Source organism: Vibrio mediterranei (assembly GCF_900088415.1).
Taxonomy (GTDB): domain Bacteria; phylum Pseudomonadota; class Gammaproteobacteria; order Enterobacterales; family Vibrionaceae; genus Vibrio; species Vibrio mediterranei.
In genome coordinates, this window is sequence record NZ_FLLQ01000003.1 from 120,496 (window position 1) to 134,143 (window position 13,648).

A 13,648-nucleotide genomic window follows, 5' to 3' on the forward strand; every position below is an offset into this window, starting at 1 on the left:
AAGTTTTGAACTTTCCTATCTGCCTAGAGTCACAATAGTGCTCATGTTAGCGGTGGTGTCAAGACTACAATATGCATAATTAATACTCATATCTGTGAAGGTAAGGGTAATAACGAATAGGAGTGAACGCTCGCATGAACGAGCAGCCGACCGATCAGGTGTTGATTGAGCGCGTTCAAAGTGGAGATAAACAAGCATTTAACCTATTGGTTTTGCGCTATCAAAACAAGGTTTGCAATCTCATATCAAGATACGTGAGCAATTCGGGTGATGTAGCGGATATCGCCCAAGAAGCGTTTATAAAGGCGTATCGTGCGATCCCGACGTTTAGAGGTGAGAGTGCCTTCTATACTTGGTTGTATCGCATAGCAGTGAACACCGCAAAGAATCACATTGTGGCTCAGAGCCGTAGGCCGCCAGCCAGCGATGTTGATGCAGAAGATGCCGAATTTTTTGAAGCCGGTAACGCTTTGAAAGAAATTTCGAACCCAGAGAACTTAACGTTGTCGAATGAATTGAAGCGAACTGTTTTCGCTGCAATTGAAGCGTTACCTGAAGATTTGAAGACTGCAATGACGCTTCGAGAGCTTGATGGTTTGAGCTACGAAGAAATTGCAGAAGTAATGGATTGCCCAGTAGGAACGGTACGTTCGCGTATCTTCCGTGCTCGTGAAGCGGTAGAGAAGAAGATTAAGCCTCTTCTTCAACGCTAAAACTAGTTACAACTATGGTGAATATAATGGCTGACAAACAGAAGCTTTCAGCATTCATGGACGGAGACCTGATCGATGACGCGCTTATTGAGGCGTTGGAAAAAGATCAGGAGAGCAAAGAAACTTGGCATAATTATCATCTTATTGGTGATGTCATGCGTGGCGATGAGCCACAAAGTTTAGATTGGAATATTGCTGAAAGTGTGGCGTCTGCGCTCGAAAACGAGCCAGCGCATACGAGTGATATCGTAATGCCTATCGAGTCACAACCTACGCCTTCACAAGCGAAGCGCTTATTACCAGCTTGGATAACGCAGTTTGGTCAAGTAGCGGTAGCGGCGTGTGTGTCTTTGGCAGTTATTTTAGGAGTACAGCAGTACTCTGGCCAAGATCCAGCACAGCCTGAAGCTGAGCAATTACCTGTTTTGCAGACTATTCCGTTTGCGGGCAGTGCTGAGCCAGTCAGCTTGACACGTGATTCGGTTGCAAAAAGCTCGAATGAAAGTGTCAACGTGCAAGAACAGCGTCGTCGTATCAACGCATTACTGCAAGATTACGAGTTACAGCTAAGACTAAACAGCGAAGATAATGCTTCGCACTCTGCTGATACAGAATCGGTAATTGAATGAAAAAATTTCTGACCAGTTCATTATTGCTGTTCAGTTTATTTGGTACCCAAGCCTTTGCAGAAGAAGAGTCTTCTGCGGAGGCTTTGTTGCATCAAATGAACGATGCCAGCCAGCAATTGAATTATGAACTGTCCTACATCCTTATCAAAAAGAACAGCATAGAGCCGTTACTTTACCGACACGCGAAAAGCGATACTCAACAATTAGCCCATCTTGTTTATCTAAGTGGTCCAGTAAGAGAAGTGATTCGACGTGGTAATGAAGTCAGTTACATCGAACCGGGTGTCGATCCGTTCACGATTGAATCTGGCAAGATGGTGGCTCCGTTGATGCCTTTACTCAACAGTGATGTAAAGCAGCTGAGTGAATACTATGATTACGTTCGAGTAGGTCGTGCTCGTGAAGCGGGAGCGCCAACACAAGTATTTAGAGTCGTTCCAAAAGATGGACTGCGTTACTCTTATGTATTGTGGGTGGATGAAAAGAGCAAGCTTCCGTTACGTGCTGATCTATTGGATCGTGACGGTGAAATCTTAGAGCAGTACCGTGTGATCTCATATGCGGTGAATGATCATATTGCCACAATGTTGAGCTCGCTTGATGACGTGCAGCTTCCGGCGGTTCTATCACTACCGAAAGGTAATATTGAGCAAACATTTTGGCATGTGGGTTGGGTTCCCAATGGTTTTCAACCTAAAGATCTTAATCGCTACCGTATGCTAGCAACTGAAGATGTGGTTGAGAGCCAAATGTTCACTGATGGTTTGTTCAGCTTTTCGGTCTATATCTCTGATCGTGATAGTAATTCTCTAAAAGGTCAGTTGATCCGCCAAGGTCGACGTACGGTTCATAGCATTGTTCTTAATGACAAACAAATTTCAGTCGTTGGTGATATCCCTCCTGCCACAGCGCAGCGTATTGCACAATCTGTTACACTTAACAAAGTAAATAAGGCAGATGAAGGCATTACCCCATGATGACCGCACTCGCGACGGTGACCTCGGTTGAACCCCAAGGTCACCAGCTCCACGTTGAACTAAGCTGTGATCAGCAAACCAGTTGTAGCTCCTGCCAGTCAAAGAGCAGTTGTGGTACTGGTATTGTTAGTAAAGCAGTGGGTAAGAAACAGCTTCATTGGCAGCTTGCTACGTCTAAACCTGTAAAGGCAGGCGATGTGGTTGAAATTGCGTTTCCGGAAAAGAGCTTACTTCAATCCGCAGCGTTGATTTACCTATTACCACTGCTGTTTTTGTTCATTGGAGCTATTGTGGGTCAAATGTGGTTAGCGCCATTATTGAGTGCTGGTGAGCTGGTGGTCATACTGACTTCAGCGTGTTTTGCTTTTATTGGCTTTAGGTTAGCCAAAAAGTGGGTTACCCCAATGGAGCGAGCTTCTTTCCAGCAAGTGAAGTTGGTCAGAGTGCTTGGTGAGTCGATTCTCTAGCCCATTGTCTAAATAAGGTGCGAACCGCATCGAAATTGGGTAGAATCTGCCAACTTAATTGAAATGCGCGTTTTTTCCGCATTTTCTATTCCTTTTTGTTTAAGAGTTTAGCTACATCAAATCTATGAAGCACATTCGTAACTTTTCGATTATCGCCCACATCGACCATGGTAAATCAACCTTGTCGGACCGTTTGATCCAGGTTTGCGGCGGCTTAAGCGACCGTGAAATGGCGGCCCAGGTTCTTGATTCTATGGACCTAGAGCGTGAGCGCGGTATTACCATCAAAGCTCAGAGTGTTACTCTGGATTACACGGCGAAAGATGGGGAAACCTATCAGCTAAACTTTATCGATACTCCAGGGCACGTAGACTTCTCGTATGAAGTATCTCGTTCTCTAGCCGCTTGTGAAGGTGCGCTTCTTGTTGTTGATGCGGGCCAGGGTGTGGAAGCACAAACGCTGGCGAACTGCTACACAGCCATTGAAATGGAGCTAGAAGTTGTTCCGGTATTGAACAAAATCGACCTACCTGCTGCCGAACCAGAGCGTGTCGCTGAAGAGATCGAAGAAATTGTTGGTATCGACGCAATGGAAGCAGTGCGTTGTTCAGCAAAAACAGGCCTTGGTGTTGACGATGTTCTAGAAGAAATCGTCAAAGCGATTCCTGCGCCAGAAGGCGATCCAGAAGCGCCACTTCAAGCACTCATTATTGACTCTTGGTTTGATAACTACCTTGGCGTAGTTTCTTTGGTTCGTATTAAAAACGGTAAACTGAAGAAAAACGACAAGATCAAAGTGATGAGTACTGGTCAAGTTTGGGGGGTAGACCGTTTAGGTATCTTCACACCAAAACAGATCGATACGACAGAGCTCAACACTGGTGAAGTAGGTTGGGTTGTTTGTGGTATTAAAGACATTTTAGGTGCACCAGTAGGTGATACGCTGACTACCGCGAAAAACGGTTGTGAACAAGCGTTGCCTGGTTTCCAAAAAGTGAAACCACAGGTTTATGCAGGCCTGTTCCCAGTCTCCTCTGACGATTATGAGAACTTCCGTGATGCACTTGGTAAGCTAAGTCTAAACGACGCATCTCTATTCTACGAGCCAGAGAGCTCAGCAGCACTTGGTTTTGGTTTTCGTTGTGGCTTCTTGGGTATGCTTCACATGGAAATCATCCAAGAGCGTCTAGAGCGTGAATACGATTTGGATCTGATTACAACAGCTCCTACCGTAGTCTACGAAGTAGAGAAAACCGACGGTTCACTTCACTACGTGGATAGTCCAGCTAAGCTACCGGCTATTAATGATATTGAAGAGATCCGTGAGCCAATCGCGCGCTGTAATATCCTAGTGCCGTCTGATTACTTAGGTAACGTCATTACATTATGCGTTGAGAAACGTGGTATGCAAGTGGACATGGTTTATCACGGTAATCAAGTTGCGGTGACGTATGACATTCCTATGGCTGAGGTAGTTTTAGACTTTTTCGATCGTCTAAAATCAACGTCTCGTGGATACGCATCGTTAGACTACAACTTCCAGCGTTTTGAAGCATCAAACATGGTTCGTGTTGATGTGTTGCTAAACGGTGACACAGTTGATGCGTTGGCGATCATCACTCACAAAGACCAATCACAAAGTCGTGGTCGTCAGCTTGTTGAGAAGATGAAAGAGTTTATCCCTCGCCAGATGTTTGATATTGCGATTCAAGCGGCAATTGGTAACCACATTATCGCGCGCTCTACCGTTAAGCAGTTACGTAAAAACGTGATTGCAAAGTGTTACGGTGGTGACGTGAGTCGTAAGAAGAAGCTGTTGAAGAAACAGAAAGAAGGTAAGAAACGTATGAAGCAGATCGGTAACGTCGAGCTGCCACAAGAAGCGTTCCTTGCAATTCTGCACGTTGGCAAAGACTAATTCTTTGTTTTACGACGACATAATTTAAGTTTGAAGTGAAAGTGCCGTTGTGGTGCTTTCACTTTCGTTATTTTTATAGATACGAAAATTAAGGGAATGAAATGGCAAATACCTTCTCATTGATCCTCGTCATCGTGACGTTAGTGACAGGTGTCGTTTGGGTGCTGGATAAGCTCGTATTGAGAAAAAAACGTGAGCAAAAGCTCGCGGATATCCAAGCTCAAGCTACCCAAATCGATGAAGCAACCGCAAACAAAGCTGTTGCCCCATCATGGTTTGTTGAGAACAGTGTTTCTATTTTCCCTGTTATCGCCTTTGTTTTGGTATTGCGTTCATTCATTTATGAACCATTCCAAATTCCATCGGGTTCGATGATGCCGACGCTTTTGGTTGGCGACTTCATCTTGGTTGAGAAATATGCTTATGGTCTAAAAGATCCAGTATGGCGTACTCAGCTAGTTGAAACCGGTAAACCAGAGCGTGGCGATATTGTGGTGTTTAAATACCCACCTCAGCCAAGCATCGACTACATCAAGCGTGTCGTTGGCTTACCAGGTGATACTGTTCGATATAGCGCGCGTAAGGATATTTGCATCCAAACCAAAGGTACATCAACGTGTAAACCGGTGAAGCTATCCAATGTGGAAGATAGCCCATTTGTACAAAATGGTATCCCTCTGATTCAGATGGATGAAAAGCTGGGTAAAGTGGAACACCAAATATTGGTTAATCCTTTGCGTCGTGACCGTGTTGACCAGTATCAACCACGTAACGGTGTGAATGAATGGGTGGTTCCAGAAGGTCATTACTTTGTAATGGGTGACAACCGCGATAACAGTGCTGACAGCCGCTACTGGGGATTTGTGCCAGAAGGTAACTTAGTGGGCAAAGCTGTTGGTATCTGGATTAGTTTTGAATTTGAACGTGGCGCAGATAGCATTCTGCCTACATGGATCCCAACCGGTGTAAGATTTAATCGCATCGGTGGAATAGACTGAACGAGAGAGCATGAATTCTTCTATTGAACGATTAGAAAAAAAGCTCGGCTATCATTTCAATGATAGCGAGCTGCTCATGTTGGCGCTGACTCACCGTAGCGCCAATGGTAACCATAATGAACGACTAGAATTTCTGGGCGATTCAATTTTAAGTTTTGTCATCGCTGACGATCTTTATCACCGCTTTCCTAAAGTGAATGAAGGGGATATGAGTCGAATGCGTGCCACCTTAGTGAGAGGGAATACTCTGGCTGAGCTAGGGCGCGAGTTTGTCTTGGGAGATTACTTAAAATTAGGTCCAGGCGAATTGAAGAGCGGTGGTTTCCGTCGTGACTCAATTTTAGCGGATGCCGTTGAAGCGATCATTGGCGCGATTTATCTCGACAGCGATGTAGAGATGGTTCGTAAAATTGTATTGAGCTGGTATATGACTCGCTTAGAAGCAATTAAGCCAGGGGTTTCTCAAAAAGATCCAAAAACTCGCTTACAAGAGTTCTTACAAGGTCGAAGAAAACCACTACCAGTCTATACAGTGACTAATATTAAAGGGGAAGCGCATAACCAAGAGTTTACCGTTTCCTGTGAAGTGGCAGGTGTGGATGAACCTGTTATCGGTCGAGGCACCAGTCGCCGCAAGGCAGAACAAGCGGCTGCGGAACTGGCTTTAGAGAAAGTGACCAATGTCTGATAAACCTGAGTCTGAACAAGAATTCGATATTGATGCATACTTTGCATCATCTGGCGAAGCGACAACCAGCGCAGAAAACCAACACTGTGGTTTTGTTGCGATTGTTGGTCGTCCAAATGTAGGTAAATCAACGCTGCTAAATCATATTTTAGGGCAAAAGATTTCCATCACATCGCGTAAACCGCAAACTACTCGTCACCGTATTATGGGTGTCGATACCGATGGGGATTACCAAGCGATTTATGTGGATACGCCAGGGCTACATATTGAAGAGAAGCGAGCGATTAACCGTTTGATGAATCGTGCAGCTAATAGCTCCTTGAGTGATGTGAACCTAGTGTTATTCCTAGTTGATGGCACTCACTGGACTGACGATGACGAAATGGTACTGAATAAGCTGCGTAAGTCAGACTTCCCAGTCATCCTATGTATGAACAAAGTCGATAACGTGAAAGATCGTAACGACGTAATGCTGCATATGCATGAGCTGTCGAAGAAGATGGACTTCGTGGATGTCGTGCCTATTTCTGCCAAACATGGTAAGAACACAGATGTGCTTCGTAAGCATGTACGTGAACATCTACCTGAAGCTGTACATCATTTCCCTGAAGAGTATGTCACGGACCGTTCTCAGCGTTTTATGGCGTCAGAAATCTTGCGCGAGAAACTCATGCGTTTTACGGGTGATGAACTACCTTATTCAGTGACGGTTGAGATTGAGCGTTTTGATTACAACCCAGACACTGATGGCTTCCATATCAATGCTTTGATTCTTGTTGAGCGTAACGGCCAGAAGAAAATGGTTATTGGTAAAGGCGGCGAAAAGATCAAGACGATTGGCCGTGAAGCTCGTCTAGATATGGAAGAGCTGTTCGATCGTAAGGTTTACCTTGAGACTTGGGTAAAAGTGAAATCGGGCTGGGCTGATGATGAGCGTGCACTGCGTTCATTAGGCTATATCGACGATATCGAAAACAAATAATACTATTAGGTAGCGAGGACGCTGAGCGTCCTGCTCCGAGACCTTAGACAAGATAAAGTTATGGATGGATTACAACGCTGTTTTGTTTTGCATCGAAGACCCTACAGTGAGTCGAGTCTAATTCTTGACGTATTCAGTGAAGAGTATGGTCGAGTTACGCTTTTGTCTAAAGGTGCTAGAAGCAAGCGCTCCAACCTTAAAGGGGCGCTGCAACCTTTTACCCCTCTCCTGTTGAAATGGTCCGGCGGCGGCTCTATGAAGACCCTTCGTCAAGCTGAAGCCATCAGCCTTGGGTTACCTTTATCTGGTATCAACCTTTACTCAGCTATGTATGTGAACGAACTCATTGCCCGTGTTCTCGCCAGTGAAATCCCGTTTCCCGCTTTATTTCATGACTATCTTCAAGCTTTAACAGAACTGGCTCACAATACCAATCCTGAACCCGCTTTACGGCGATTTGAGCTCGCTCTCCTTTCTGCAATGGGATACGGTGTAGACTTCCTTCACTGTGCCGGAACAGGTGAACCTATTGAGCCAACGATGACTTATCGTTATCGAGAGCAGAAGGGGTTCATTGCCAGTGTGCGTAAAGACAATCTCACCTTTCTCGGTGAGGAATTGATTGCCATCAGTGAGCGTCGTTTTAACAGTAAAACACAGTTACAAGCGGCAAAACGCTTTACACGCATAGCATTAAAGCCGTATCTTGGCGGGAAACCATTAAAAAGCAGGGAGTTGTTTCTTCCGAGACTGAAACAGCTCTGACCATGGAGTAAACATCGATGAGTTCTATCCTTTTAGGTATCAATATTGACCATATCGCTACGCTACGTAATGCGCGCGGTACTAAGTATCCAGATCCAGTTCATGCTGCAGAGATTGCCGAGCGTGCTGGCGCTGACGGTATTACTATTCACCTTCGTGAAGACCGTCGCCACATCTTAGATCGTGATGTACGCATTTTGCGCGAAACACTACAGACTCGTATGAACTTAGAGATGGCGGTCACCGATGAGATGATCGATATTGCCCTAAAAACTCAACCTGAGTTTGTTTGCTTAGTACCTGAGAAACGTGAAGAATTGACGACCGAAGGTGGGTTAGATGTAAAAGGTCAGCTTGAAAAAATCAAAGCGGCAACGGAGAAGTTGTCTGCAGCAGGCATTAAAGTGTCGCTATTTATTGATGCCGATCGTGAGCAGATTGATGCCGCTAAAGCAGCTGGTGCACCATTCATTGAGCTGCATACTGGTCATTATGCGGATGCAGAAACTGAAGAAGATCAGCAAGACGAGCTGAAAAAAATCGCGGCAGGCGCAAGCTACGCTGCAGATATCGGCATCACAGTGAATGCTGGTCATGGTTTGACTTACCACAACGTCGCACCTATTGCGGCATTACCTGAGATTTATGAATTAAACATTGGTCACTCTATCATTGGCCGCGCGGTATTCGATGGCCTACATAAAGCCGTTGCAGATATGAAAGCGGTCATGGAATCGGCTCGTCGAGGTTAATGAATCGTGGCAATTCAAGGTCTAGGTACCGATATCGCAGAAATAGAACGTGTTGAGAAAGCCTTAGCGCGTTCAGGCGAGGCGTTTGCGCAGCGTATTTTGACCGATAATGAGTTGGTTCAGTTTCAGCAATTGAAACAGCAAGGTCGCTTTCTTGCTAAGCGCTTTGCTGTAAAAGAGGCGGCATCAAAGGCATTGGGGACCGGGATTGCTCATGGTGTGACTTTCCAAGATTTTGAAGTCTCTAATGACGAAAACGGCAAGCCAATACTCACCCTGACAAAAAAAGCCGCAGAAATTGCGGCTTCAATGGGTGTGACGTCCAATCATTTGTCTATCTCTGACGAGCGTCACTACGCTGTCGCTACTGTCATCTTCGAAAGCTAAACGATAGAACCTAACCTAGTCGTTAGGTTCTCTATTTCCCTTCAAGTAAAGCTCAGACGTTTTTAGCACTTTTTCCATTTCATCTTGCAGTTCAAAGAGCTCTGGCTCGATATCTTCTAAGCTGTCGCCAGCGCGCAAGGCTTTCTCTATGGTCGCGCAGATAGATTTAAGTCTCGGTACGCCGCAATAAGAGCAACTGCCATGCAATTTGTGGATTAGATGGATAACCTGTTCCTTATCATCGAAATCAGTGTCCAACACTTGCTCTGAAAGTGCATACACTTCAGGGATAAAGTCGACTAACATTTGCAGCATATCGACGGCTAAGTCTTCTTTGTTAGCGGCTTGTTTGAGTGCCGCTCCCCAATCGATCACCAAATTAGTTTCCGTTTCCGCTTTAGGCTGAATGCTTGGCTCATCAGATGTTATGTCCACTTCATTTGGAGCAACGAAATCTAAGCTGGCATCAGTGTCATGATTGCGAACTGGTACCCATTTGTTGAGTACTTGCAACAACATTTTTTCATCGATAGGTTTGGTGAGGTAATCGTCCATTCCTTCGGATAAAAGTCGGTCTCGTTCACCCGTCATTGCGTGGGCAGTGACGGCGACGACAGGCGTCTGGCTGTTCTGCTGGGTCTCTTTAATTAATTTGCAGGCAGTCACTCCATCCATGTGAGGCATTTGAATGTCCATAAATACCATATCAAAGTGCTGCTCTTGGGCTTTCTCAACCGATACTTGGCCGTTGGTGCAAGAGATCACGCTCTCAACACGCTCCGACAATAATGCTGTAATGAGCTTGAGGTTGGCAGGGTTATCATCCACTGCCATTACGGTAAGTGCGCGCTTCTCGGTAGACTCAACTTCCATAACAGGTGCGAGTATTGCTGGCTGTTTTTCCACTAACGATTGCAGCAACTTCTTACGTGATAATGGTTTGGTTAAGCACTGTACTTGATGGGTTTGCATCAAGTAGTCAGATAGGGCGAGCTGGGTGCTGGCAGTACCGATGATGATGTTTGATGTAGCTTCCTGACAACGGGTGATCCAACTTTCAATCACCGTCAATGGCACTTCTTCATTGGTAGGCAAACACAAAATGATGTAGTCGAACGCTTCCACTTTATCTGGCAACGTTGAGCGATAGGTCACCATAACCCCTTCATTAGTAAGGGTCTGTTGTAATACCGATGCCGCTTGCATATTTGGTTCAATCAGTAGTAGTCGCTTGTTATGGATGACCGCAGGATCGATAAGGTCGATCATTGGAATATCTGTAGAGTTCAGTTTAACCGTAAACCAGAATGTTGAACCTTGGTGCAGGCGACTGGTTAAGCTAATTTCACCGCCCATTTGTCCAACTAGCTTTTGGGTAATAACCAAACCAAGTCCAGTACCGCCATAACGTCGAGAGATACTGGCGTCCGCTTGACTGAAGGCTTGGAATAACTGCGCTTGTTGTCGCTCTGAGATACCAATACCTGTATCGCGAACCATAAACTGCAGTTCAACACGGTCTTCTTTCTGAGATTTGAGTTCAACGCTGATATCAATGTTGCCACGCTCAGTAAACTTGATGGAGTTACCCACAAGGTTGGTCAAAATCTGTTGAATACGAAGTGGGTCACCAACAAGGCCGCTTGGAATTTTCGAGTCAACTTTTAAGGTTAGTTCCAAGCCTTTTTCATGGGCACTGGTTGCTTGAAGGGCGACAACTTCCTCAAGACTGTCTTGGAATTCAAATGGAATATTCTCAAGTGCCAGTTTACCGGCTTCGAGTTTGGAGAAGTCTAAAATGTCATTGATGATGTTAAGCAGGTTATTTGCCGATTTCTCAATGGTCTGTAGATAGTCTGTTTGACTGTTGGTCAGCTGAGTTTTCAGCATCTGACGAGTAAAACCAATTACACCATTAAGTGGGGTTCTTAGCTCATGAGACATGTTAGCAAGGAACTCTGACTTCACTCGTGCCGCTTCTTGCGCACGCTTTTTGGCGATATCCAATTCAACGTTTTGAATTTCAAGCTGTTCTAATGTCTCACGTAGATCGGACGTTGCTTGGTCGATACTGTGCTGCATTTCCACATGATATTCGGACAGCGAGACTGCCATGGCATTGATACCATTTTTCAACGAGTCCAGCTCGCCGTGCATTTTGCCTTCGATACGAACATCCAAGTGACCACGACGAATACGGTCTACCATGTTTTTCATGTGAGAAATTGGACGCGTCACATCGTACATCAAACGGTAGGCAAAGATTCCCGATAGGATAAGACCAAGAACAAGGACTAGAATCGCAGAGAAGACTTCCTGATATTGTTGTAAACGCAGTGAAGAAAGGTCGAGCTCTACAGCGATATAACCGAGCGTCTTATTGGTTGAGGTTAATTCTCGCGTATCTGATACCAGCTGACTTTCAGCTAGAATAGGGGCTCTCAAAATTAACGTATTGTCGTGAATTTCGTAGGAGCTTAAAAAAGGAATCGGCTGATCTTTCGGGTAGGTTAACGTATCAAAGTTGGGATGAAAGTTTGAGGTTACAAACAGCTCATGAGAAGCATCGAATACCGCAATACTGCGAACGAATTTAGAATTCTTACGGTGGGCGTAACTAATCAGGCGTCTAACTGATTCACGACTTTGGTTGATAAGACCTTGTTCACTGGCAATCGCCAGCGGTTCAATAATGCTAGAGCCGGCGTTAAGTACTTGTGATTCTAGGTCGTGGTAGCGATTGTAAGAGAAGAAGGCACTCAAAAGGAGACCGATAATTAAGGTCGGTGCCAAAGTCAATGTGATTACGCGAGCGCGCAGGCCGTATCTTGTCATTTTAATTCGAAGTCATTATTTGCCAACAGAGTTACATCTGCTGGGTGGATATGGGACAATAGCCAGTATTGCATCCTCAAGATGACGTAAGCTTAATCAAAGCAGCGCTGTTCGACAATCATTCAAATAAAGAATAGTGAAACTCTAACAAATTTTTATCGAAGCAGCGCGTTACGCTCTGCTCACTGGGTACAGTAATGGCACGTTTTTTTAAACCAACAAAGAAAACTTCATTCTCAAAAAAGCACCAAGAGGTGAACATTGAACGCATGGACCATCATGGTGCAGGTATTGGTTACTTAAATAACAAACCGGTATTTGTTGAAGGCGCGCTCACAGATGAGAAGGTGTTGGTGCAGTTAACGGAAAGCAAAGCAAAGTTTGCTAAGGCTACCTTGATCAAAGTGCTAGAAGCTTCTGAGCAACGCGTGAAGCCATTTTGTCCTCATTACCATGAGTGTGGCGGCTGCAATCAGCAGCATGTAGAACGTCAGCAGCAGCTTGAAAACAAACAAGTAGCTTTATCACAATTGATGAATAAGTTAGCAGGCCAATCTGTGCCGTTAGCTCCCTCTATCACTGGAGAAGGCCTTGGTTATCGCCGTCGTGCTCGCTTGAGTATTCACCTCGATAAGCAGCGCAACTTAGTCATGGGATTCCGCCGTAAGCAGAGCAATCACATTGTTGAGATTGACCACTGTCCGGTATTGAATGCGCAGTTAAACGCACTAATACCGCCATTACGAGACATATTCACAGGCTTTAAACAGCAACAGTCACTTGGCCACCTTGAATTGGTCATGGGTGATAACGGACCTGTGGTTGTTGTTAGGCACATCAAACCTTTGACTAATCACGATAAAAAACGCTTGGTCGAGTTTGCTGACAGTCAGGCACTCACGCTTTATCTGATGCCAGAGTCAGGGCAGTTACAATTAATAACGGGTGAACAGCCTTATTATTCGGAAGTAGGGGTTGAATTACCCTTCCTGCCGACACACTTTATTCAAGTGAACCGCGAGATAAATAGCAAAATGGTCGCTCAAGCACTGGAGTGGTTGGCGCCTGAATCCAGTGACAATGTACTTGATCTCTTTTGCGGCTTGGGTAACTTCACTTTACCTTTGGCGAAACTATGTCAGCGTGTCGTAGGTGTTGAAGGTATTCAAGATATGGTGGATTGGGCGCAGCAAAATGCCACTCTTAACCACCTAACGAATGTTGAATTTTATCAAGCAAATCTCGAGCAAGATCTCTCAGAGATGCCATGGGCAAAACAACAGTTTGATAAAATCCTGCTTGACCCTGCCAGAGCAGGCGCAAGCGGCGTGATAGATCAAGTTTCTGCGCTAGGAGCAACGCGAGTGCTTTATGTTTCTTGCAATCCTGCTACCCTTGCCAGAGATACTCAAAGCTTGATTGAGCAGGGCTATAAGTTGGTTCGATTGGGTATGATGGATATGTTCCCTCACACCAGTCATCTAGAATCCATGGCGCTGTTTGAGAAGTAGCTGAATTAAAATGAGAACAAGCTAAC

At 45.1% G+C, this 13,648-nt stretch carries 13 protein-coding genes; 12 read left to right on the top strand and 1 reads right to left on the bottom strand.

Annotated features, from left to right (window positions below):
- The first annotated feature begins 134 nt into the window (after positions 1 to 134).
- From rpoE to acpS, 11 genes are all read left to right on the top strand, one after another.
- Positions 135 to 713 carry an RNA polymerase sigma factor RpoE gene (rpoE, locus tag VME0621_RS10510; protein ID WP_038228970.1) on the top strand — a complete coding sequence of 193 codons (579 nt, stop codon included), beginning with the start codon at positions 135 to 137 and terminating at the stop codon, positions 711 to 713.
- Positions 714 to 739: 26 nt separating this feature from the next.
- On the top strand, positions 740 to 1,342 hold the full coding sequence (locus VME0621_RS10515) for an RseA family anti-sigma factor (protein ID WP_038228972.1): 603 nt from the start codon (positions 740 to 742) through the stop codon (positions 1,340 to 1,342).
- Positions 1,339 to 2,319 (top strand): sigma-E factor regulatory protein RseB, encoded by a 981-nt coding sequence (gene rseB, locus VME0621_RS10520; protein ID WP_006075274.1) that lies wholly within the window; start codon positions 1,339 to 1,341, stop codon positions 2,317 to 2,319. The genes VME0621_RS10515 and rseB overlap by 4 nt, the downstream gene beginning before the upstream one ends.
- On the top strand, positions 2,316 to 2,786 hold the full coding sequence (locus VME0621_RS10525; RefSeq protein WP_062456631.1) for a SoxR reducing system RseC family protein: 471 nt from the start codon (positions 2,316 to 2,318) through the stop codon (positions 2,784 to 2,786). The genes rseB and VME0621_RS10525 overlap by 4 nt, the downstream gene beginning before the upstream one ends.
- 124 nt (positions 2,787 to 2,910) lie before the next feature.
- Positions 2,911 to 4,704, top strand: a complete 1,794-nt coding sequence (gene lepA / locus VME0621_RS10530; RefSeq protein WP_062456634.1) for a translation elongation factor 4 — start codon at positions 2,911 to 2,913, stop codon at positions 4,702 to 4,704.
- A gap of 101 nt (positions 4,705 to 4,805) precedes the next feature.
- Entirely contained in the window at positions 4,806 to 5,702 is an 897-nt protein-coding gene (gene lepB, locus VME0621_RS10535; protein WP_031493910.1) for a signal peptidase I, read from the top strand.
- 10 nt (positions 5,703 to 5,712) lie between these two features.
- Positions 5,713 to 6,390 carry a ribonuclease III gene (gene rnc, locus VME0621_RS10540; protein ID WP_006075278.1) on the top strand — a complete coding sequence of 226 codons (678 nt, stop codon included), beginning with the start codon at positions 5,713 to 5,715 and terminating at the stop codon, positions 6,388 to 6,390.
- The gene (gene era / locus VME0621_RS10545; RefSeq protein ID WP_006075279.1) at positions 6,383 to 7,372 is read left to right on the top strand and encodes a GTPase Era; all 990 of its coding nucleotides are present in this window, start codon (positions 6,383 to 6,385) and stop codon (positions 7,370 to 7,372) included. Before rnc ends, era begins: the two co-directional genes overlap by 8 nt.
- Positions 7,373 to 7,432: 60 nt before the next feature.
- Complete coding sequence (recO, locus tag VME0621_RS10550) at positions 7,433 to 8,137, top strand: DNA repair protein RecO (RefSeq protein WP_006075280.1); 705 nt, start codon at positions 7,433 to 7,435, stop codon at positions 8,135 to 8,137.
- Positions 8,138 to 8,154: 17 nt separating this feature from the next.
- Positions 8,155 to 8,889, top strand: a complete 735-nt coding sequence (gene pdxJ / locus VME0621_RS10555) for a pyridoxine 5'-phosphate synthase (RefSeq protein ID WP_006075281.1) — start codon at positions 8,155 to 8,157, stop codon at positions 8,887 to 8,889.
- 6 nt (positions 8,890 to 8,895) lie between these two features.
- Positions 8,896 to 9,276, top strand: a complete 381-nt coding sequence (gene acpS / locus VME0621_RS10560; RefSeq protein WP_006075282.1) for a holo-ACP synthase — start codon at positions 8,896 to 8,898, stop codon at positions 9,274 to 9,276.
- A gap of 15 nt (positions 9,277 to 9,291) precedes the next feature.
- Here acpS and barA read toward each other — a convergent pair whose 3' ends face one another.
- Complete coding sequence (gene barA / locus VME0621_RS10565) at positions 9,292 to 12,111, bottom strand: two-component sensor histidine kinase BarA (RefSeq protein ID WP_062456638.1); 2,820 nt, start codon at positions 12,109 to 12,111, stop codon at positions 9,292 to 9,294.
- A gap of 197 nt (positions 12,112 to 12,308) precedes the next feature.
- On the opposite strand from barA, the gene rlmD reads away from it, so the two are divergent.
- Positions 12,309 to 13,622 carry a 23S rRNA (uracil(1939)-C(5))-methyltransferase RlmD gene (rlmD, locus tag VME0621_RS10570; protein ID WP_062456641.1) on the top strand — a complete coding sequence of 438 codons (1,314 nt, stop codon included), beginning with the start codon at positions 12,309 to 12,311 and terminating at the stop codon, positions 13,620 to 13,622.
- Positions 13,623 to 13,648: the final 26 nt, after the last annotated feature.